Origin of the sequence: Paenibacillus sp. FSL K6-1230 (assembly GCF_038002385.1) — a bacterium.
GTDB lineage: Bacteria > Bacillota > Bacilli > Paenibacillales > Paenibacillaceae > Paenibacillus > Paenibacillus massiliensis.
This window is the reverse complement of sequence record NZ_JBBOCK010000001.1, coordinates 1,011,351-1,033,135: the sequence shown is the minus strand read 5'-3', so window position 1 is coordinate 1,033,135 and position 21,785 is coordinate 1,011,351. Positions and strand designations below refer to the sequence as shown.

The following is a 21,785-nucleotide window of genomic DNA, read 5'->3' as shown; positions in this document are numbered from 1 at the left end:
TGTTATCTCCAGGGTTCTCCCATGTAAACGACGTTGCTCATACCCTTCCTCATTAATACAGGTTCAATCTATATAGCTGTCGTATAGTGGTGAATACATTGTATTAGTAAATAAAACGCTATCTCTCTCAGCTCTCTGAGGCAGCAGTTAACCCGGAGTGCAGCAGATAGCCATGAATGGCTTGTGCAACTCCGTCTTCACGGTTCGTCCCAGTAACGACTGCAGCTCGTTCCTTCACATGCAGCTCAGCATTCCCCATCGCGATGCCAAGTCCTGCCCATTGCAGCATGTCCAGATCATTGTCATAATCCCCGGCTGCAGCAACGAGCTCTCGCCTAATATCATGCTGAGCACACAATTTCTCCAGTGCCCCTCGCTTCGTGACTCCCGTGGCGTTGACATCAAAGCGCAGGGTTCCGGTTCGCGACAGCTCATAAGAGCCTTGACGCTCCAGCTCCTCATAGAGCTGTTCACGACTAGCATGATCCGGGCAGATAACTGCCGCCTTGTAGAGCACGGGTTGACGATTTTGCACGAACGAACGAAAATCTCCGCCAACATCCTCTACCTGAATCAGCATCGTCTGATCACGGTAATTGGCTTCATTCAGCTCACGCTGGGGCCGAACGACCACATTATTCAACGGCCAGCGCCGATTCATATCATTTAATTCGCGAACATACAGCACATTGTAGCCATAGAAGTGCACATAAGCGCCAGCTTCCTCGATCCGCTCCAGTAAGGACAGCACCTGCTCAGACAAGAGAGGTGTTCCCTCCAATAACTCCCCCGTTATGGCGTCCAGTGTTACTGCACCATTGAGAGCTACGAGCGGAAAGTTCATGCCTACCTCTCTCGCATGCAGCCATACCGAGGCCGGGAAGCGCCCAGAGGCGATGGTGACGAGCACCTCCTCCTGCATGAGCCTACGTATGGCAGCCATTGTATGTGGTGTGATCATTTTGTCAGGATTCAGCAGTGTGCCGTCCATATCCAGTGCCAACAACTTGTACATCCTGTGTCTCCTTCCTCCTCGTTAGATCGTGTACATCCGCAGTGGCTCCGGGATATCAACAGGACCCTGGAATACCCGCCTTGCTTCCTGACGCATGAGCTCCAGGTTACCATCACTCGGCAGATGAACAAGCACAAGCTGCTTGACGTTAGCCATACCTGCGATCGTGCCTGCCTGTAACGCATTCATGTGTCCTTGCCCCGAGGTATGTACACTCCCCTCACAGATTGTAGCCTCGCACAGGAATATATCCGCGTCCCGCGCCAGCTCAATCAATGAATCACAGTACGAGGTATCGCCGGAATAGACCAGCACCTTGCCACCATAGGTAATGCGGATGGCGTAGCACATAATGGTGTGCTCCACCGGGACGAATTCAATCTCCGCGCCAGCCAGCCTGATCTTCACGAACGGATCAATGGTATGCACCTCCGTGTGCTCCCCATAGAGACTCTGGTGCATGCTTACAGGCTCACTCGGTGCAAAGAGCTTCAGTCGATGCTGCATCCGGGCATTGCGTATAGCGCCAGCCGCCGCATACTGCAGCACTCCGAGGTCTGCCATATGATCATGGTGGAGGTGCGATAAAATAACGCCAGATAAATCCTCTACCTTCACCTCGGCAGGAAGCTTGCTCATCACACCACTCCCGCAATCCAGCAGAATGTGCCCTTCATCCGTTGTAACCAAATATCCGGCAGTAGCTCCTCCAGCAGAGGGATATCCGCCCCAATAGCCCAATATCTTCACCTTCATGTTGTCACCTCTTGCTTCTGCTCCCCTTACATGGCTCCTACTCCCAATAGAAGATATGTCGATCAACTACTATGGCGAAACTGAGAAGCCTGTGTGCTGATTGCATCTGTTATTTTGTTCGCGACATCTGTTCTCGTCCTTTACATTTGTTCCGAACGATTACAATTGTAATTACCCTCTGTTATTGTTGTGTCATGCGTTTGTCAATTTTACGTAAACGTCAGCTGGTAAATGGAGGGCAGCTTGACTCGCTGTCGACAGCCAATTTATAGTGGGGGTTGTACTTGAGAAATAAATCAGGAAGTTGAATAATTCTTAAAAGGCGGACTATATGTGAATATAGAAGAACGCAAGAACATGGTGAAGGTATGCAAACTCTACTATTACGAAGCATGGACGCAAGAGAAGATTGCTGCCCATCTGGGCGTATCCAGACCGGTCATCTCCAAAATGCTGCAGCGAGCGCGAGATGAGGGAATTGTCGAGATTGTCATCCATGATGACGACCATGAGGTATCCAAGCTGGAAAAGGATATGGAGCAGCTCTTTGGTCTACAGCAAGTGCTGGTCGTACCGACGAAGGACCTGAACAAAGAGCTGGTGTCCAGCGCAGTCGGCAAGGCCGCCGCCCAATTCGTGCTGAAGCTGATTCGCAACGGTGACCGGGTAGGCGTATCATGGGGCAATACGCTTTACTATATGGTCAGAGAGTTCCCGCTGGAGAAGAAAGAGAACGTCAAATTCATTCCTCTGGTCGGCGGTACGGGTAGCGCACGCAATGAGATGCATTCCAATCAGATCGCCTATGAGCTGTCCAAGAGACTCGGTGTTACTTGTGATACGCTTTATGCCCCTGCGGTAGTCGAGACGGAGCAATTGAAGGAGCAGATCGTTCAGCTGCCTAACATCGCATCGGTACTTCAAGAAGGAGAACATATCGATCTGGCCCTGGTCGGGATCGGCAATCCCTATTCCATGTCCACGATGGAGAGATCCGGCTATCTGAATGAGCAGGTGCTGATGGAGCTACAAGCGCTGGATGTCGTTGCCGACATTAACTCACGCTTCATCACCCGTAGTGGTGAGATTAGTGAGCATCCCATTAACGAAAAAGTCATCGGGCTTGGCCTGGAGCAACTGAAGCAGACGAAGACTGTCGTAGGCATGGCCTTCGGCCTGCACAAGATTGACTGCATCGTGGCAGCCCTGAAGGGGCGCTACATTAACATGTTGATTACCGATGAGGCCACTGCCGATCACATCGTCAAAGCCGAGCAGTATGTGGCTTCTCGCACAGCGAGCAATCGGCGAAAATAATATAATCATTGGGCTCACTCCCATGCGGAAGGCACATCTGAGCAAGCTAAGCAATGACTATCATACAGACCTCCAAGCACTGGCTAGTCAGCGGAAAACCGGATCTAGGGTTTCACATCCCTTCCGACGCTGACGCCATTTATGAAAGCGCTACAATAAATGTAATGAACTTCTTGCCAGCTTCATCCAAAATAACTGGGATATTACGACTAATTATATGAATATTAGAGGGGTGTATTACCGATGTATCTGCATCATCAGGAAGCCATTACAGTCATTACGAACAAGCTCAAGACACGAGAGGACGTGCTTGGAATCATTGTTGGGGGCTCGGTAGCCCATGGCTATGCCAAGGAGGACTCCGATATTGATCTGATGCTCGTCGTGTCGGACGAGGATTTCCGTGCTCGAATTGACAGTGGGGATGTCAGCTATTACGAGAAGGAAGCTACTCCTTATGAAGGGGGATATGTAGACGGTAAGTACACATCCATCTCTTACATCCGCCAGGTCGCAGAATCCGGCAGTGAGCCCGCACGCTTCGCGTATCGTGACGCTATCGTGACCTATAGTGAGGTAGACGGATTGGCGGAGCTGGTCGCAGCAGCCTCCCAATACCCGAAGGCACGTAAGGAAGAGATGATCGAGAAATTCTATGCTCAATTCGAAGGCTGGAAGTGGCTGTATTATGAAGGGGCCAAGCGTAACGAGACCTACCTGATGGAATACGCGATCCCGCAGTTCGTGCTGTTCGCAGGAAGACTGATATTGGCCCACAATGAAATGGTATATCCTTATCATAAATGGTTCATGAGAGTGCTAGGCGAAGCAGCGGATAAGCCAGAAGGTCTACTTGAGCAAATGGACACTGTCCTGAAGACCAAGTCCCCAGAGCATGTGGAGCAGCTATTTGAGAGTGTAAATCAATTCCGTACATGGCCCAAAAATGAGAAGGGCTGGCACGTACGCTTCATGCTGGATAGCGAGCTGAACTGGCTAAGCGGGCATGTCCCGATCGCGGATGCATGAGCCATCCTAGTACCTTGACCAGATTAAATCCAGAGTGTAGAGCTGCTGGTGTGGAGCTCTGTCAAGCATGGTTCAATTCGCTGACTTGGGATTAAGTTTGAAAAGCTAATGAACAGCATGCTGATCCATCATGATCTTCTAGAGAAAATAAGCCTATTCGAAATCCCTTTGAGGGATCGAATAGGCTCCTTCTGATGCCGTTCAGATGCATAAAACAACAAATATAAAGGCTTGCAGGTAGCCGTTAGCCAGGGTACATAGACTACAGCCCCAGCTTCTGCCCCTTCTCCAGTCGTCTAATCTGCTGCTCACCCGTGTCTGCCAGCTCGCGGAACTGATCAATGGTCTGGCGCATGCGTGGCAGTGCTTCTTGCTTGTAGGCACTGATTGAATCCAGCGCATCAAGCACATCACTGAACGACTGCTTCATCGTATCTACGGAAATACTGGTCTCCAGTGCCTGCTTCTGAATATCCGCCCCCTGATTCTTGAGCAGCCGTGAGGTGCCGGCAATCAGATCATTGGTCGTCTGGTTCAACAGCTCAATTTTCTTAAGCACAATCTTCTGATTGTAGAGAGCGCTTGCCACGGTGACAGCAATCTTCAAGGCGGATACGGTAACGTTCTTGGCACGATCGACACCACGAATCAGCTCTTTATTATTGCGAATGACCACTTCAATAGCCATAATCCCCTGCTGGTTCACCACCAGCATCTGCTGCAGATCCATCACGCGCTGCCGGAGAGGGAATAATACTTCCTCGGTGATGAAACGAATCTTCTCCGGGTCCTCATCACGCAGCTTAGCCGCCTCTACCTGCGTAGCAATGGATTCATCCATCAGCATGCCCAGCTGTATTTCCTTGTGCAATTTCTTCGTCAGCTCACGCAGATTATGCTGCTCGATCTCCAGGGTCGTATTGTCATTTTTCAGTGTGGCTCGGCCCTTGTTCAGTGAGTTCACAATATCCCCGATCACCGAGTCGGCCCGTTCGAACTTCAGGAAATACGCCCGCAGCGGATTGAACAGCTTCCCGAGCAGCCCTTTTTTGGCAAAATCAACGATACTCGGGTCCAGATCCTTGAGCTGGATATGCAGCTCAGCCAAGTCCTTCGCCACCTGTCCTCCCTCGTCTCCCGTCTTGGAGAGATGACCGACAGAGACCTGAAGCAGTGCATTTTTCTCCGAGGAGGATCTCATGGTATTGAGACCAAAGCTGTCGATGGATTTCATAATCTCCCGGCGCTTATCGAGCGAATCCATATCCAGTGTCATGATCATCTCTACATTGGAATTGGCTACGGCCTGGAGCTCGGCGACCTCAGCCGGGACAGGCTTCGTCTCTTCTTCAATCACCGCTTGAATCTCTTGTTCACTTGGGATTTCCATAGAAAATGATGACATATTAATTCCCCCTTATCACGTATGAGCCCACTCCCGATCACAACCTCGTACGGTGCAGTCACAATGATGACTGTGTAGTGATGATAATAACTGTATAGTCACGATGCATAATGCATGATGACAATACAACGATGATGAACAATGACAGTTCAGCCTCCAATTACAACCACAGAGTATGACACCGCCTGCTGGCACGAATGTAAGAGCTCAGCTACATCTGCACGTTGAATAGATTGCTGATCTTGTAGACAACATCGTCCGTATCTGCGTTAATGCTTGCAGCCTCATTGATACTGGAGATACTCTCCAAGGCATCAAGATCTGCATTGTAGCCGATCGTATAGATTGGGACCTTGTAAGCCTCAATCAATTCCCTAATCTCCTTCAAGGAGTGACCTTCATTCGTCTCCCCATCACTGAGCACGAAGAGCAGCGGCTTGACATTCGGATTAGCAGCTATATAGTCCTCCAGCATTTTCAACCCGACGACAACGCCGTCGAAGGTTGCTGTGCCGCCTCCTGCGGAGAGGCTTTCCACTGAGCCTGCGAACATGGACTGCTGGTTAGTGTCATATTTGGCCAGCGGTAACTGGATCGTAACAGCACTCGAATAGGAGACGAGGCCAATGCTGTTGTCTGCACCCAAATTCTTCTGTCCTTGAATGAGCGACTTCTTCAGCTTGTTCAAGGGCTCCCCGTTCATACTCCCGGAGACGTCTGTCACAAATACAGCCGCAATCGGCCGAGCGCTGTTCTTCTTCTCCTTCCATACCTTCTGGGCTGCCAGTAGCGTACCGCCATCCACCTGATCAGAAGGAGAAGCATAATCAGACTTCCCGTTGAATCCTGATTTCTGAGCGGAGGTCTGATACTTCTCCTGCTTCACGAATTCGCTGAATCGGCGAAGAATATCAAGCTTCTGCTGTGGCAGTTCTCCCAAAGCATAGAGCGGGCTGTCATGCCGTACACCGAAGGGGGTGAACACGTACCCACCCTGTAGTTCGGGTGTATTCACGAAGGTCTGGTACTCCAGCACAAAAGCGTCCAGACGTCCCGACTGAGCGGCTCCTCGCATCTGCAGCGTAGTCGAAGCTGTGAAGGGTACATTGGCCTGGAACTGCTCAAAGCGCTTCACGGCCTCCGGTCCGAGCGGATTGGCACCATCGAAGGACTTCAGGGCTGTAATGAGAAAATTAAGTCCCGTCGAGCTCGCGAACGGGTCTGTATAGCCCATAGCCAGCTCGTTTTTGTTAATGGCTTCAATAACGGTCTGTACATTGACCTCACCATATGTACTTTTCAGACTGTCATATTTATTTTTGGAGATGACAATGCCAGGAACATTACCTACGAGACGCTTGCTAATCAGCTCGGTTTTGACATTGCTGGCCTTGACCATCTCCCCCCACAGCTCACTTGAAGGCGTGAATCCACCAGGGATATACTTGCCTGACTTAATGTAATCGGTTGCTGTTCCTGATGCGATATTGCGAATTTTTACGGATACAGGCTTCCCGTTCACCATAATCTTGGACTTGTTGAAATCATTGGCTACGCCAACAAGCCAGCCATCTACACCTGTGCCGGATTTCTCGGTCGAGGAGAAGATCTCAACATACTGCGGCGTAGTGTTCTCAACAGTCACTTCGAATTTGGAGATATCCGGTAAGGAATCTGCCAGATTCACCGGGTCCAGATCAATCTGTCCCTTGATGGGCTCTGCGGTAGTGGGAGCAATGCTGGTGTACATTTTGTTCAGCTTGCGCGAGGCCTGCTCCATGTTGAGCTGCGCACCTGATTTTCCACTCAAGCTGTTGAAGAATGATAGCCCCGTGTACACCAGTCCGAACACCAATACCAATAATAGACCGGATACGAGGAAGAACTTGCTGCGCTTGGTCATGCGTAACCCTCCTTAATCTCTGTACAATTTGGTCTGCTTGATTAATAGATCAATTTCCTTCATGCAAGGCATCTGTTCGATATCCCCCTCCTCGAAGCTATCCAGGCGTGAGATTTCGAGCATAAGCTGATCAAGCTTGAGCAGGATTTCTTCATTGGTGTTCAGGGAGGTTTTGAGATAGGTTAGATAATCGTTGTAGACCTTGTTCTTCTTTTGCATCATTTCGGGGGTAAGGCCTTTGGGTTTGCTCGTGAGCATATTGCCATATTCAGCCTTGTCGAACACGTGAAGGCGATTGAGAATGCTTCTGACGTTCAGATATAACAGCTTCTCGACCTCCTGGGAGACCGAAGCAAACTTCTTGAAGCTCATTTCTCCCGGGTCGAAGCGGTGATTCAGTACATTCAGGAAAGCCTCCCGCTTCTTCTTCATCCGCTCTAGCTGTGAGATGACGAGTGTGACATCCTCCTCCAGCACCTTGATGCCCTTGTAGTAGCCCAATGCCTGGAGATAATCCTCATGCTTCTCGATGTTCTTGACAGGCAATACAGCGGGTGGCTTGAAAAAGGTCATGTAGCTGGCATACAGCAGCACCAGAATATTGGCAAGTATCCATGTGATCGTAAAAGCAATTCCGAGTGCGCTTGTTCTAGCTCCGAGATCAATCCAGCCAGGAATGAACAAAAGTATATTCAAGAACACCACAACAAGGATGAGTCCCAGTAGATTTATGTATTTATTAGAGCTTAATCTCATCCGGCTTCCTCCCTTCCCACGTCCAAGGCACAGTACATACAGATATACTCATTTGCATTGCAGGACGTTACCTAACGGCATGCATTACAGCATGCATTCATCTTCCCATTGTACTATAAAGCTTTTCTGCAAAGTGGAATTCACTGGATATTAGAGGATCAAAAATCAGTAGCCATAAGTAATTTGTTAGTAAGCAATACGCAGGAGGGATAGCTTACGTGTCATTTTTTGTGATGGAGTCTCTCACGCTCCCGCCCCCATCAAAGATCCAGCATGTGTCAAGTCTGCTGAAATGTCACTGCCGTCTTGCAGCAATCCTCACAGACAAACATATAGTAAATGCCCTCTCCCAAACGCTCAATCGCCGCCCAGTCTACCTGCCCAATATGGCGCATGCTCTTCGAGCAGCATGGACACTCAGGATAATAGGCGTCCTGAATCCAGGCTGGATGGCCACCCAGCTGTGATAGCGTTGGCTCCAGTGTCCATTCACTACCATGCAGTGCAGGACGCGGCTGCTCCGCAAGTCGATATCGTGGGCCAGCAGCCAGATAGCTCTGGTCAAAGTCCTCTGGCTGAAGCTCTGGCAAATAATCCGGGCGCTCATTACTGGCACTCCATTCCGGCTCCCCATCAGGAGTTATGTCCATATAGACGGTCGTATAGCAGCTGCATAAAATACAAGTCTGTACCTTTAGCCTCGCTCCGTTCCAGGGCATTCCACCCAGAGCTGGATGGCTGGCTTCGATATCCACCAAATGCGTTAGACGCACTCCACACCACGGACAGCTCTCAGTGGCAGAGGCTAATAGCCGAAAAGACTTCTGCGTCTGAGCTTGACCCTGAGATAGACTCTGAGATCGAATTTGGGCTTGAGTCTGAGCTTGAATCTGGGCTTGAGTCTCATCTTGGGCCTGGCTTTGAGCCTGATCATATCTAAGCTCGTAGCTCAAATCATCGCTCTGTTCAACATTCGCAATTATCGCATAGCTGTGCGGATAATATAGATCACGGCGCTCGCCCGCATCCGTTAACTCCCAATTCGCCGTCTTGGCGTAGTCCTGTACAGGTACATACAAGCTATCAGACCATGATGGTGCCTGCTCGCTCCAGTGCCTAAACTGCTTCACAATGACTTCATCACCGATCCACGCCAGCATCATCAGCAGATGGTTCCGATTCTCCTCATCCGTCTCTACCCTCTGCATCAGTTGCCCCCTCAGCTCGGGGGAAGCATCCTTGTAGAGCATAGCCGGATCGTAGACCTCGTGCTCCAATAGCTCTGGCAGGTATTCTGTCAAAGACAGATCGTTGTAGCATACCAAGGAAGTCAGCACCTCACGGCAGATGTCTTGATCGCCTTCACGTAGATGGTTCATGGCATACTCCAGCATTCGTTCCTGTTCAGCCATAGATAAGGATACATAGAGCTCTTCCTTGGACTTCTCATAAGGAAGATATTCTATCAGCGGATCTCGCGGGTGCTCTGTATACATCACCTTCAAAATATCCACAGCATCCGTCACATCGGCATACAAATTCACTGTACGACGGTTCGCGGCTACATATTCCTCCCACTTTCTCCGCTCCATCCCTTGATGACAGGGCATGCAATAGCCCCCTGTTTTGGCAGCGGTCGTTGGCAATATGGTTGCGGTACAATCTTCACTTTTGCACGGAATACGCTCAGTCATCCTTCGTCCCTCCAGCTTGATATTCTGGCTCTATTATCCATAATTTTGAGCTTTATTTCATCAATTACTCTGAATATACACTTAATAGAATCATAGTGAACTGCCGATATATGGAGGTAGGCGCTAAAATACGGGATATTATGGATGTATAAGTAAATCATTACTCTTGTATTTTGCGATCCGCCATTAATATCATTTAAGAACAGGAGTTGGAAGATTCGATGACAAGAGCATTATTGAGGTTGCAAGGATGGCTAGCTCTTCTCCTTTTTGCAGTGGTGCTTCTACCCACCACATCGAATGCGGCCTCGGGAGATATCACTGCCCTGACGATTGTTAACGAGAATCCCCAGAAGCTCACCGTATCCCAGACCGTACAGCTTAAAGTGATGGCTGACATCGAAGGATTGACGAGCAAGCATGACGTGACTGAGACCGTTACATGGACGACCAGCGATGCCTCCATCGTAACTGTGACCAAAGGCAAGGCCAAGGCGTTGAAGAGTGGCAAGGCCACGCTGACAGCCAGCCAGAAGGGTGCCACAGCCCAATTACACATTCAAGTGGAAGATAAGATTAACAAGATTGAAGCCTCCCCTAAATCCTATCGTTTTGCAAAAGGGGGCGTGCAGACACTGCCTAAAGTGACCATTACTCGCGGGAATGGATCTCAGGAGGATGTTACGAATTCCGTGAAATGGAACATGTCTGCCAGCAACGCTGTGCTTGAGAATGGATCATTCCGAGGTGTCACACCTGGACGAGTTACACTTGAGGGCACCTATGGCGGCAAGACCGTTAAGATTCCGATTGCGATAGAGGATGAAATCGTGCGTATAGAGGTAACTCCGACCGAGACGATTCTGAATATCAAGCAATCCAAGCCGCTAAAGGTAACTGGCTATTACAGCACTGGTAAGACAGTGGATTTATCTAAGAATATGACTTGGAAATCTTCCAACTCTTCTGTAGCTGTTGTGAAAGATGGTTCTATTAAAGCACTTGCCAAGGGAGAAACGAGGCTAACATCAGCTTGGCAAGGATTCACAGCCCAGTCAGATGTCATAGTGGAAGAGCCTATTAAAACAATTGTGGCTTCTCCAAAATCTTATAAATTCACCAAAGGAAAAACTCAATCCCTACCAAAAGTAACAATTACGCGTACTAGTGGTTCTCAGGAAAATGTAACGAGTTCTATTAAATGGACCTTGTCAGGCAGTAATGCAGTGCTTGAGAATGGTTCGATCCGCGGGGTAACTCCTGGTCGAGTGACCTTGGTGGGTAAATATGGCGACAAGACTGTAAGAGTCCCAATTGCCATAGAGGATGAAATCGTGCGTATGGAGGTCACTCCGGCCGTGACGAACCTGAATATCAAGAAATCCAAGCCGCTAAAGGTAACTGGCTATTACAGCAGTGGTAAGACGGTGAATCTGTCCAAGCAAGTCAACTGGGTGTCCTCCAATCCGTCTGTAGCCACTGTCAAAAATGGTTCGGTGAAGACCCTCGCGCAAGGTGAAGCTACCCTTACAGGGACCTATCAGAATATGAAAGTAGTCACTGAAGTGCGGGTTGTGCCCCTTCTGAAAAAGCTCGTTGCAGGCAATAGCAAGGTCACCCTTGCACCAGGCAACAGCACCAATGTCAGCATCTTCGCCTTGTATGATACAGGTCAGAAGAACGTGGTAACCAGCAATGTGGAGTGGACCAGCTCCAAGCCCAATATTGTTACTGTCAATAACGGTAGAATTACCGCTGTCAGCAAGGGCAAGGCTTCCGTTAAAGCCAAATGGAATAAGAAGACCATTACGATTAACATTACCGTAAATTAGGCGAAATTACTGTGAATTAGGCAGCATTGCTGTAAAATAATTAACAGACTGTCTGCCTCGCAGACTGATCTGGCACTACCAAAAAGCCGTCCCTGAAGTCATTGACTGGAGGGATGGCTTTTTAGCTTCACAAACAAAGACCGCCTCTTGATTCATGGGATGGACTACTCCATCCTTTACCAAGAAGACGGTCTCTACATGTTTTTATATCCGATTATCTGTTAAAAGAGAGAGTACGATGATTACTAGAATGCACCTTCGTGATTAAGACTTAGTTAACATTGATCCCATGATCAGCCTAACGTCTGCTCTAAGCAATTAGCATTACTCCCCAATGACCTTCCACTCCAGAATTCCTGTTGAAGCCGGAGCCTTCGCTTCGATCACAAGACGCAGTGCACGCGTGCTGATCGCATTAAAGGAAGTACGATTGTACGTATCGACCTGAAGGCCGTAGCCGTTAGGACGCGGTACCTCAACCCAATCTGATCCATTCCAATATTGAATCGTATAGGCACTCGGTACATCAATACCTCCACCATCCTTGAACCAGTACACTTCGCTCTGTGAGAAGGTATATTCCCGGTCAAAATCATACTGGACCCATTGCGTCCCTGTCTCTGGCCAGTTACCATACACCAGACTGGAGCGATCATTGGAATGAGTCGGTTCATCGCCGTCATTCAAAGCCTGTACATTCTCCCACGGCGATGTATAAGAAGAAGATACACTGGCTTGTCCTGCCAGATTCGCTGGTTGATTAGTGACTGGCGCCGTCGGGAAGCGGGCTTGATCCTGCTTCAATTGACTCCAGGTGTAGCGTAGCATCCAAACGTCCCAATTCGTTATAGTTCTGGAATTACCTGCCCACATGATCGTTGGTACCGGGAATCCTCCTGGTGGACGCTCATGCGCCTGGTAGAAGTCAGGCAAGCCAAAGCCGTGTCCAATCTCATGCTCGATAATCTCGGATTCCTGGGCACGAAGATTGCTCAGGATGTAATCATCGGACATTCGCTGTCCCCAGTCTCCTCCGGCCCCCCCGCCGAAGTTCGCTGTCCCCCACAAATACATGTCGAAGCGCTTGTCCAGACCACCTGGATAGACGTATCCCGAATTGTGGAAGTTCTCAAAGCGCGACAATTCTCTTGGCGCTACTGGCAGCTGTGCCGGAATACGAGGATCGGATTGACTCAGGTCGTCCCGAATCGTATCCGTGTAGACGATCTCATCAGGCTGCCTGTCCAGAATTTGTCTGGAGTCAGCTACGGCCCAGCCTACAATCTTGACTGGTATATGTCCATATGGCCAGCCATCGTAGCCCTCCAGATGCTTGGTCCAATTGTTAATCTGCCGCTCCATCATACTCGCCATGTTCTGACGCTGCTCGCGTGTCAGGTTCTTGCTTGACTGCCAGCGGACCACGTAATTCAAGGTCCCCTTGCCTGCATAGATCTGATCGAAGATCAGATTTTTACGGCTTACGGAATCCTCCACCAGCATCCGATTCGTATACACCCACTCAATCGAAGGCCGCAGCGCCGTGGGCATGCTATCCAATGCCGCTTGCAGCGAAGCGTCTCCAATCGAAGCCTCTCGAGAGGCAGACACCTGCATGTTCTCCTCAGCTGCTGCAGTACCGGCATCGAGAGCCATTCCCGTCAACAGCAGACTGGTTGATAGTACAGCCAGACAAGCTTTCTTTCTTATTCTCACTACTAATCCCTCCACTCAGATTTTGGTAAAATGCTAGCTCTACGTCGGATCATCCTTTCTAGCTGTCTCTTCCTACTAAAATTCTCATTATGTATCATCCGAGCAACAGAAGCGTATGCAGACGATAATGCCGACAACATTCTCTCTGGGGGCAGAAAGTAAAACCATAGGCATCATCGCTGCAATACACTTAAAAAAGAAGCCATGCTCTAGCATAGCTTCTTTCATTTTACATTAAATCTCAAATTTTGGAATAGATTATTTATATTTCCTTGTGAAAATTTATAGAATGTGAGTATAGAGCCGCTACAAGCGGGGAGCCCTGTCGACTGCTGTTATCCACGCTCAACAGGGTCAGATTTCGGGCAAGGTAGTAGCAGTGAGCCATAAGTGGCTACATCGTCTCCGTATGCAGGATCGCATCAGCCCGGTGGCAATAGAGAACGTCATCAGCACCCAGACTCTTGTACATGAGCCGGGAATGCCTGGAATCTGTAATAACTATTAGCGGCCCACACGTCCATGAACGGCAAATTTGAATATACCGTGAGCACTGTGTCAGGCTACGCTCGAAGATATACAGCTTTTTGACCGGGAAAGAGGGAACTACCCATGTTTGCTCATGTCTGGTGTTCACGATGATTGTATGCTCGACACCAAGGCGCTCCAGTCGGGTCTTCTCCTCCGCATTGTTGGTCAGACCGGCGACCTTTTCCCCTCTGTATCTCAGCAGCTTAATGAACTCCTCGCCCTCACTTGTCGGAGCACAGACCACAATGTAGCCTTCCTTCTGCAGCTTGTCATAATCTATCGCTCTAGTGCTGGTGCCTGTGCAGGAGCTTCCAGAGTCGTAGCCGTCGTCATGATCCGCTCCCTCCTCCTTTCTCTGTTCACAGCCGGGGCCTTCCGTCGTTACCGTGGGCAGTCCCGTGTCCTTTCTATTCAAGGTAGTAGTAGATTGCACTACTGTCCGCTTCGACGTCCCGTGTCCTGTTCGCTCCATTTTCATTACTAAGCACTCCTTCGTTGTACAATCCGTTCCATATATTTAGCCTCTTGATTAAGCAATCGGTACTACTACAGACAAAGACCTGGTCCTCATCCTTGCAGCTGTAACGAACACTCGCTCTAGCCACGCATTCAGATTCATATAAATGCACAGCAAAAAACCACAAAGGGTATCCTCTGTGGCTCCAACGGCGGTCACATTGTATTCATCCCCTCTACATACGCTTACGAGGTTAGCTGACGGATTCGGGCGGTAAGAGTCGCCCTACCTGTCAAGATGCCAACTGCATCTATTCAGGATTCACCCCATAATGGCCGGATCTAAGACAATGAAGTAGCCATTGATTGGTTCCCCCGCTTTCCATGACGGAAATTAAGCGGCTTGCGTATTCAATTCGTGGAAACAGCTAAAATATACTCCCAACGCGGTGCAAAGTAAACCTCGATTCCGGTCAGAATTAACGATATTTCACGCTAAAACCGTGCAAGGCCAGCACAAAGGGCGTATGATCTTTGTATCTCTCGATTTTGCTACATCTCTAGACATTCGGGGCTGCATAGCAAGTCATGCATTGGCCTATCGGCAACGTAGATATGAACAGCAAAGCAAGCTTGACTAGCTCCAATATGCGTGTAGATCCGCTGCAAGCGGGGAGCCCTGTCGACCATTGTTAAGCTTGCTGTTCTTTCGAACGAAATTGAAAAGCTGATGAACAGCAAGCTTAAAGATGGGCACTCCGTTTCTCTAGGGCTTCCCCGTTTTCCGCTAACCACGCTCTCTACAAGATCATTCAAATTCAAAAACGTATACGGTCAAGATACTAGTTATTGCCTAGTTACTTACCTAGCTACTTACCTAGCTACTTACCTAGCTACTTACCTAGCTCTTCCCTGAGCTCTCTTAGAGCCTGATCCAGCAGACGGAAGCCCTCGTGCAAGCGATCTTTAGGAATATCGGCGTAACGATCGCCTAGACTCAGCTCGTAGTAGCAGCTATTCTCACCTGTCGCATGCAGATATGGAGTGAAGCCTATACCAGACTGCTCCATGACGGCTATCAGAATCGGCTCCAGCTCTTGCTGCGACACCTCGAAGTGAACGTGGAACATGTTCGATACTGGCACCTCGGGTAGCGTGCGCGTGGCGTGACAGGCATTGAACTGAGCTGCGGCTTCCTTCGCCTTAAGATAATAGTGCTCCATTTTGCCTATGCGCTGTGTCAGGTAATAGTCTGCGCTCAGAATGTAAGGATACAGGCTGATCAGGTCTCCACCGTACCTCCTCTTCCAGCGCTTGGATTCGTCTATGAAGTCAGCACTGCCGGTTAGAATTGCACCAGCAACACTGCCGACTCCTTTATAGAAGGAAATGTATACACTATCAAATAAGCCGCACAGCTCTGCCACAGTTCTTCCATAGTAAGGTGTTACCTCCAGCAGCCTGGCTCCATCCAGATGCAGTCGGATGCCCTGACCACGGCAGTAATCCGCAATCGCCACCAGTTCCTCATAGGAGGGAAGCTGACCGCCAATTTCACGCTGGGGCAGCTCCAGCAGCAGACAGGACACGGGCGTATCCAGTGCCTGCACATCCTCCAACGTAATCAGACGATGCTCGTCAGCCAGCAAAATAGGCTCAATATGATGTAGCTCCTTCAGTCCATCCTCCTCATGAATCTCCAGATGGCACAGTGGATGATAAGCCACCCGCTTGAGGCTGACCCGGTCACACCATATGCGCAGGGCAATCTGCTGCGCCATTGTCCCACTGGGAAAGAACACCGCCGCTTCCTTCCCGGTCAGTTGTGCAAGACGGTGCTCGAAATTCTCAATAATCTCTCCTTTGCCATACATATCGCTATCCAGCTCAGGGTCCAGTTGTTCCAACGCTTCGGTAAGTACACGAAGCTTCCGGTCATGATGGCCGCCGAGCGGGTAAGGCGCCTGACGATAGGCTTCTCTTAACGAGGACAATTCCGCCATACTGAATACACTCCTTCGAATGCCATAATGAATATTTTTCATGAAGAAATCATGCGGGTCAGCCCGCGGAGTGACTTTTGGTGACTTCAGGTCACTTCAAGGTCACTTCAAGTGACTTTAGGTCACTTTAGGTCACTTTAGGTCATTCTAAGTTACTCTAGGTCACTCTAAGTCACTCTAGGTAACCACAGGCTGTCTGTCTTATAGATTCGTCACTTGTGCCAGTCCCGCCTGCTCCTCGCGCCACCGTGGTGCATGCTGCCTCACCGTCTCAAGGAAGGCTAGCATAGCCTGGGACTGCCACTTCTTCGTATGGTATACCAGCTGAGTAGCCACCCTTTGCCCATCATCGTTCCAGTTCAAGCGCACCAGCTTGCCATCCTGTATTTCCTTGTGGACGGTGATGTAGGGGAGGAAGGACAAGCCTAATCCATTCGCTACGCATTGCTTGATAGCCTCGATGCTCCAGAACTCAAGACTCGGATCGGGTACGATTCCGGATTGATGCAGATGCCTCTCAAATAAAGTCCGGTAGGAGCAGCCTGACTCGGTGAACAGAATACTCTCTTCCTTCAGCTGTCCGGGCTCCACCATTAGAGAACCCGCGAGTGGATGATTCGGAGCAGCGATAAGCGCCATGTTCTCCTGTATCAGCGTCTCAATATGCAGATCCCTCTCCTCTGCCTCTGGCTGGAGGATAAAGGCTACGTCCAGGTCACCTGCTCGAAGGAGGGACAGCATCTCCCAGCATAACCCTGGCTTCAAAATGATGCGCACCTGCGGATACCGCTCCCGGTATTCTCGAATAATCGAGGGTAGACGAAAAGCAGCCAGAGACTCGGGCGCACCGATACGAATCGTTCCACTCGTCTCCACGTCCGTACTGAGAGCATTCTCTGCCATGGCGTGCATGCGGTAGATTTCCTGTGCATACGGAAGCAATCGCTCTCCTGCTGTAGTTAGACGAATTGTACGACCAATACGGTCAAAAAGGGGCTTCCCCAGCTCATTTTCCAGAGCCTGAATCTGCGAGGTAATACTAGATTGTGCATAATCCAGCTTCAATGCGGCCTTGGTAAAGCTGCCCGTCTCGACAACGACCAGAAAGGTGAATAAATGTCGGGATTCGATGCTGATCAGTCCTTCCATCGGTTTTTCGAATGGAAAACATTCAAAACTTCCGTTTTTCAGATGGGTATATTGTCTGTTACGCTGATAAAAAAAGCAAGAGAGGAATAACGCTAATGACATCCCAATCCAAGCTACTGCACAAGACCATCGGAATGCCGCAGGCGATTGCCCTGTATATCAGTGCGGTGCTGGGCTCCGGCATCCTGCTCGTACCTGGGCTTGCCGCCGAGGTGGCTGGTCCTGCCTCATTGGCAGCCTGGGGGCTGATGATTGTGCTGATTCTACCGATGGCTCTCAGTATGGGGCTGCTCTCCGCCAAATACCCCAATGCCGGGGGCGTATCCCATTATGTAACGCTAGCTTTCGGTGAACGGGCCGGGGCATTGATCGGCTGGTTCTTCCTGATGTCCGTGCCGATTGGCGCACCTGTAGCCGCCTTGACTGGTGCTGGCTACCTGACCGCCGCCCTCGGGCTTGGCGAGAGGGCGCGTATCACCATTGCCGCTATCACCATCGTGGTCGCGCTGCTGATCAACTGGATCGGCATGAAGCTGGCCGGACGCATTCAGGTGGCCGTCGTCCTGTCTATTACGGCCGTACTGCTGTTCACCTTCATAGCAGCGATACCCTATATGTCCGTGGAGCATTTGACTCCCTTCGCGCCTCATGGCTGGACCAGTGTCGGTCAGGCTGGAGCGCTGCTGTTCTGGTGCTTCATCGGCTGGGAGGCTGTGTCCCATCTGTCTGAGGAATTCAAGGACCCACAGCGTGCTGCCATTCGCGGAGTGACCATCGCCGCGCTGCTCGTAGGTGTCCTGTATTTCATGACAGCACTGGCTACAGTAGCTACTAATAGCTATATCATTGCAGGCTCAGATGCTTCCCTGATCTGGATCATCAGCCAGCCGCTTGGCATATACGGAGCTGTGCTGACCGGGGCTACGGGCTTGTTCATCTGCATGGCTACGATCATTGCCTACGTCGGCGCGTCCTCCAGAGTCGCCTATGCCCTGGCCAGACAAGGAGCGGCCCCTGGCTGGATGGGCAAGCTGTCCAGCAAATATCTTACACCGATAGGAGCGCTGGGCTTCCTGAGCCTCTGCTTCATCCTGGTCATGTTCCTGTATGGCAGTGGACTCGTGTCGCTAACGACCTTGATTCAGCTACCGAATGCCTCCTTTATCCTGACCTATCTGGGCGGCTGTGCTGCAGGGGTCCGTCTCCTGAAGGGCAATCGCTTCGGCCAATGGATTAGCGGTATCTCCTTCGTAGCCACAGCTGTCGTGTTCCCTTTCACAGGCTGGGCCATGCTGTACCCGGGAGTCGTGCTGCTAGTGTTCGTACTTATTCGCTGGCTGCGAGGACGAAAATCCATCATAGTTGAGGAAAAAGGTGCACAGACCCGGCGAGTGTAGCCGAGTAACGGAGTGGAAGACAGTAAGGCGGAATGATGAGGTGCGAATGCCAAGCTCACATAATTTCCCCGGGAGATTCGCACCTCAGATTTTGTCGAACCGAAGTCGAATGTGGATAAATTGTATACAAAATCTATTTTTAAAGCCGGGGAAGATTTCCATTTGAACGGATGTACGGTAATATAGGGGCTGGATACAGCGTATTTACGATGTTTTCCGCTGTCGCACTCTACTTGAGTGCGTGGATTGAAATCTTGATCGTCACTCCAAAACTCATCACAGTTACCTGTCGCACTCTACTTGAGTGCGTGGATTGAAATAAAAATCTAATTAAAAAAGCATGGCTGCTACGGGAGTCGCACTCTACTTGAGTGCGTGGATTGAAATTCACATATCGTTGGCTTTGCACACTGAAAGAAAAGGTCGCACTCTATATGAGTGCGTGGATTGAAATTATCATGCAAGCTAAGCAGTGCGGTTGAGCTGGGAGTCGCACTCTATATGAGTGCGTGGATTGAAATTTTAGCCCCTTTTTCAACTGCAGAATCCTTCACCTTCGGCATATAAGACTTTATTGATTCCACATGGCAACAACAATATCTACTTCTTGCACGAAAAAAAGAGCAGAATAATCTGCTCTTTTAAACCAAGCTATTCATCTCTACCTTATCTGCACACTGGAGCAACACCTAATTAAGAGGGTTAAGCTCCTCCAATTTGATCCCGAACTTGAATTGGCCCGGGTGATTGAATGGGCAAAGTGAACATAAATAAAATACTAGCTACGATGGATAGTGTTATCAATCTTTTCATCATTGTTTAACCACACCTTTTCTACGAGATTTAGAAAGCCATCTTTAATCTCAGGAAGCGCATGCTCCTGAAAGTGTAAGAATAAACCCATGCAGTTTAAAAAGTAAGTCTTATTATTAATAATATGTGACTTTGACATAGCATACATCAAATATTTATAGCCATAACTATACATAGAGCGATATAAATAGTAGTAGGCCAATTCATATCCAAATCGTACAAACTGCTCTGGGATTACTTGCTTAGCATAGATTTCGTTTAACGCGCTCTCCTGCTCAATAAGTGAATTGATTACCGTGTCAAAACGCCGAAGTATGTGATCTACATCAACTTCGTATCGGTTAGCTGCGATCAATACATTTAACAATTTGGTGACCAACTCGGTATTCGTTATATTTGTTGTATCTATATACTGAACATAGTCTTGAAGTACGCTCACATCCCCTGACAAAAGTTTATTTACGTAAGTATTTCCTTCCGCCCAATGCTGGAACAAGTTCATCCAATGAACAGTATCCTCATCCGTCTCTTTGACCCAGTCTAAATTGGCATAAGCATCTGTATATTGTAGCGCTTGTTGGTAATCCTCTCTGGCTTCACACACGCTTGCACATAGCAGGTCAGCATAGGTGATATATACGAATAGAGGACGACTCAACTTTTCAAAAGAATCCTCATGTTTACTGATCTGTTGATGCTTTATTGAATACTGGATTTTCGCTTTTCCCTTCATTCTGCCTGCTACTTCTTCAACCTGATCCCACTCACGCAAAGAACGGTACACGTTAGCCAAATCTTTTAGTGCATCGAGTTGATCAATTTCATCCAGCCGCTCCACATAAGGTTCAAATAATGTAGCAGCTCTTAGGTTCTGGGCCTGATCATCACCAATACGAATCTTGAACAGCCTGTACTGGCACACTGCAAGTCGTTCTGAGTGCTGGTGTTTCTCGCTAAGAGCGACATTCTCATATAGAATCCTCGCTGCAGCATAATGCTCTTGCGCAAAAAACTCCTCTGCCAGCTCAAACACCAGTCCAGCATAGTAGGTTACATTCTCCATGAGCACATTCGCCACTTGGGCTATGCAATCCAGTCGATTGAGCTCCATGCAGCGCTGTAGGAATACTCTGGCCCTTCGCCAATCGACGGATGCCTCAAGCAACGATTCCTGTATATATCGACTGTAAAAGTAATCCTCAGGCTTCTCCATGGCCCTCGTAACACAATCTAACTGATGTACAGACATGATGCGATTGCTCATCAGCATCCCACTGATCGTCCCTGCATTCAGCCCTGCTATTGAAGCAAATTGACTCATGTTCAGGCTAAGCTTGTGTAAATAATCCTGAATTTCTGTCCGAATCGTAGGTGTGATTTGCATCAAAAACCACCCTTTCAACGTCAACTCGAAACTTAACAGTGCTAATTATGCTATGTAGTCGTAAGTACGCTGCAAGATTTCTTAACTATTCATATTATACCAAGTTATGGAACAATTGTATACCCCAAAATTACTTATTTAAGTAATTTATACGTTTTTAAGTACTTTCCCACAAAAACTTCTCACAGCATCCACAACTTGATCGTCACAATCAATGAGATTACCACCATGCAGATACACGCAATTTACCTTGTTGTATCCCTAATGTATTTTCGTTCAAAAAAATCGCGAATTCCTTAATAGCCTCACAGGCAGCAGCCCGAATTAGTAGCGAAATTTATTGAAGACTATAAAATAAACAACTGTAGTGATAGTCAGGATGATATAGCCCAGACATACGCTACAAATCCGTGTGTTACTGATATGCGTCTTTCCCCGAAATCTTCGCTGGAGTTGGTGCGAATGCCAAGCTCACATGATTTTCCCGGGAGATTCGCACCTCAGATTTTGTCGAAACGAAGTCGAATGTGAATAAAGTGTGAACAAGAGCCCGTCTCCGAGGCAAACGCCCTCTTCCATTTTGATGGATATACGGTAAAATAGGTGCTGGATGCAGCGTTTATACGATG

Annotated in this window: 15 protein-coding genes, 1 CRISPR repeat array and 1 riboswitch; of the genes, 4 read left to right on the top strand and 11 right to left on the bottom strand. The window is 49.0% G+C overall.

Translation table 11 applies throughout. The annotated features are described in order from the left end of the window. Window positions 1-127: 127 nt before the first annotated feature. Both MKX74_RS04470 and MKX74_RS04465 read right to left on the bottom strand, forming a co-directional pair. Complete coding sequence (locus MKX74_RS04470) at window positions 128-1,015, bottom strand: HAD family hydrolase (protein ID WP_341177620.1); 888 nt, start codon at window positions 1,013-1,015, stop codon at window positions 128-130. A gap of 21 nt (window positions 1,016-1,036) precedes the next feature. Next, the gene (locus MKX74_RS04465) at window positions 1,037-1,771 is read right to left on the bottom strand and encodes an MBL fold metallo-hydrolase (RefSeq protein ID WP_018885197.1); all 735 of its coding nucleotides are present in this window, start codon (window positions 1,769-1,771) and stop codon (window positions 1,037-1,039) included. 333 nt (window positions 1,772-2,104) lie between these two features. Between MKX74_RS04465 and MKX74_RS04460 the strand changes: the two genes are divergently transcribed. Beyond that, window positions 2,105-3,088, top strand: coding sequence for a sugar-binding transcriptional regulator (locus MKX74_RS04460; protein WP_154659033.1), 984 nt, complete (start codon window positions 2,105-2,107; stop codon window positions 3,086-3,088). A gap of 243 nt (window positions 3,089-3,331) precedes the next feature. After that, the gene (locus MKX74_RS04455) at window positions 3,332-4,117 is read left to right on the top strand and encodes a nucleotidyltransferase domain-containing protein (protein WP_341177619.1); all 786 of its coding nucleotides are present in this window, start codon (window positions 3,332-3,334) and stop codon (window positions 4,115-4,117) included. 262 nt (window positions 4,118-4,379) lie between these two features. Here the strand turns inward: MKX74_RS04455 and MKX74_RS04450 are convergent, their stop codons facing one another. The 4 genes from MKX74_RS04450 to MKX74_RS04435 form a co-directional block, all read right to left on the bottom strand. After that, entirely contained in the window at window positions 4,380-5,522 is a 1,143-nt protein-coding gene (locus MKX74_RS04450; protein WP_018885200.1) for a toxic anion resistance protein, read from the bottom strand. A gap of 211 nt (window positions 5,523-5,733) precedes the next feature. Then, window positions 5,734-7,425: a vWA domain-containing protein gene (locus MKX74_RS04445; RefSeq protein WP_018885201.1), complete on the bottom strand. Its 1,692-nt coding sequence runs from the start codon at window positions 7,423-7,425 to the stop codon at window positions 5,734-5,736. A gap of 12 nt (window positions 7,426-7,437) precedes the next feature. Beyond that, window positions 7,438-8,181 (bottom strand): hypothetical protein, encoded by a 744-nt coding sequence (locus tag MKX74_RS04440; RefSeq protein ID WP_018885202.1) that lies wholly within the window; start codon window positions 8,179-8,181, stop codon window positions 7,438-7,440. 278 nt (window positions 8,182-8,459) lie between these two features. Then, a complete protein-coding gene (locus MKX74_RS04435) occupies window positions 8,460-9,791 on the bottom strand; it encodes a DUF1963 domain-containing protein (RefSeq protein ID WP_341177618.1) in 1,332 nt (443 codons plus the stop codon). A 305-nt stretch (window positions 9,792-10,096) separates the two neighbouring features. Between MKX74_RS04435 and MKX74_RS04430 the strand changes: the two genes are divergently transcribed. Next, the gene (locus MKX74_RS04430; protein WP_341177617.1) at window positions 10,097-11,707 is read left to right on the top strand and encodes an Ig-like domain-containing protein; all 1,611 of its coding nucleotides are present in this window, start codon (window positions 10,097-10,099) and stop codon (window positions 11,705-11,707) included. Window positions 11,708-12,031: 324 nt separating this feature from the next. On the opposite strand, the gene MKX74_RS04425 is transcribed toward MKX74_RS04430, so the two are convergent. The 4 genes from MKX74_RS04425 to MKX74_RS04410 all read right to left on the bottom strand — a co-directional run bounded on the left by MKX74_RS04425 (window position 12,032) and on the right by MKX74_RS04410 (window position 17,544). Further along, window positions 12,032-13,423: a discoidin domain-containing protein gene (locus MKX74_RS04425; protein ID WP_341177616.1), complete on the bottom strand. Its 1,392-nt coding sequence runs from the start codon at window positions 13,421-13,423 to the stop codon at window positions 12,032-12,034. A 394-nt stretch (window positions 13,424-13,817) separates the two neighbouring features. Further along, window positions 13,818-14,432: a hypothetical protein gene (locus MKX74_RS04420; protein WP_051421185.1), complete on the bottom strand. Its 615-nt coding sequence runs from the start codon at window positions 14,430-14,432 to the stop codon at window positions 13,818-13,820. A gap of 205 nt (window positions 14,433-14,637) precedes the next feature. Further along, a riboswitch (cyclic di-AMP (ydaO/yuaA leader) is annotated at window positions 14,638-14,821 on the bottom strand. Window positions 14,822-15,303: 482 nt separating this feature from the next. Continuing rightward, entirely contained in the window at window positions 15,304-16,413 is a 1,110-nt protein-coding gene (locus tag MKX74_RS04415; protein ID WP_341177615.1) for a threonine aldolase family protein, read from the bottom strand. A gap of 201 nt (window positions 16,414-16,614) precedes the next feature. Beyond that, complete coding sequence (locus MKX74_RS04410; RefSeq protein ID WP_341180512.1) at window positions 16,615-17,544, bottom strand: LysR family transcriptional regulator; 930 nt, start codon at window positions 17,542-17,544, stop codon at window positions 16,615-16,617. Between the two features lie 113 nt (window positions 17,545-17,657). On the opposite strand from MKX74_RS04410, the gene MKX74_RS04405 reads away from it, so the two are divergent. Continuing rightward, entirely contained in the window at window positions 17,658-18,959 is a 1,302-nt protein-coding gene (locus MKX74_RS04405) for an amino acid permease (protein WP_341177614.1), read from the top strand. Window positions 18,960-19,180: 221 nt separating this feature from the next. Continuing rightward, window positions 19,181-19,480: a CRISPR direct-repeat array (repeat unit 32 nt; unit sequence GTCGCACTCTACTTGAGTGCGTGGATTGAAAT). 257 nt (window positions 19,481-19,737) lie between these two features. Here MKX74_RS04405 and MKX74_RS04400 read toward each other — a convergent pair. After that, window positions 19,738-21,156: a transcriptional regulator gene (locus tag MKX74_RS04400; protein WP_341177613.1), complete on the bottom strand. Its 1,419-nt coding sequence runs from the start codon at window positions 21,154-21,156 to the stop codon at window positions 19,738-19,740. Between the last annotated feature and the right edge of the window lie 629 nt (window positions 21,157-21,785).

What these genes read in the sequence shown, in the direction of transcription:
- MKX74_RS04470 (WP_341177620.1), bottom strand. Translation starts at nt 1,015, where the DNA reads ATGTACAAGTTGTTGGCACTGGATATGGACGGCACACTGCTGAATCCT.
- MKX74_RS04465 (WP_018885197.1), bottom strand. Translation starts at nt 1,771, where the DNA reads ATGAAGGTGAAGATATTGGGCTATTGGGGCGGATATCCCTCTGCTGGA.
- MKX74_RS04455 (WP_341177619.1), top strand. Translation starts at nt 3,332, where the DNA reads ATGTATCTGCATCATCAGGAAGCCATTACAGTCATTACGAACAAGCTC.
- MKX74_RS04450 (WP_018885200.1), bottom strand. Translation starts at nt 5,522, where the DNA reads ATGTCATCATTTTCTATGGAAATCCCAAGTGAACAAGAGATTCAAGCG.
- MKX74_RS04445 (WP_018885201.1), bottom strand. Translation starts at nt 7,425, where the DNA reads ATGACCAAGCGCAGCAAGTTCTTCCTCGTATCCGGTCTATTATTGGTA.
- MKX74_RS04440 (WP_018885202.1), bottom strand. Translation starts at nt 8,181, where the DNA reads ATGAGATTAAGCTCTAATAAATACATAAATCTACTGGGACTCATCCTT.
- MKX74_RS04435 (WP_341177618.1), bottom strand. Translation starts at nt 9,791, where the DNA reads ATGCCCTGTCATCAAGGGATGGAGCGGAGAAAGTGGGAGGAATATGTA.
- MKX74_RS04430 (WP_341177617.1), top strand. Translation starts at nt 10,097, where the DNA reads ATGACAAGAGCATTATTGAGGTTGCAAGGATGGCTAGCTCTTCTCCTT.
- MKX74_RS04420 (WP_051421185.1), bottom strand. Translation starts at nt 14,432, where the DNA reads ATGAAAATGGAGCGAACAGGACACGGGACGTCGAAGCGGACAGTAGTG.
- MKX74_RS04415 (WP_341177615.1), bottom strand. Translation starts at nt 16,413, where the DNA reads ATGGCGGAATTGTCCTCGTTAAGAGAAGCCTATCGTCAGGCGCCTTAC.
- MKX74_RS04405 (WP_341177614.1), top strand. Translation starts at nt 17,658, where the DNA reads ATGACATCCCAATCCAAGCTACTGCACAAGACCATCGGAATGCCGCAG.
- MKX74_RS04400 (WP_341177613.1), bottom strand. Translation starts at nt 21,156, where the DNA reads ATGCAAATCACACCTACGATTCGGACAGAAATTCAGGATTATTTACAC.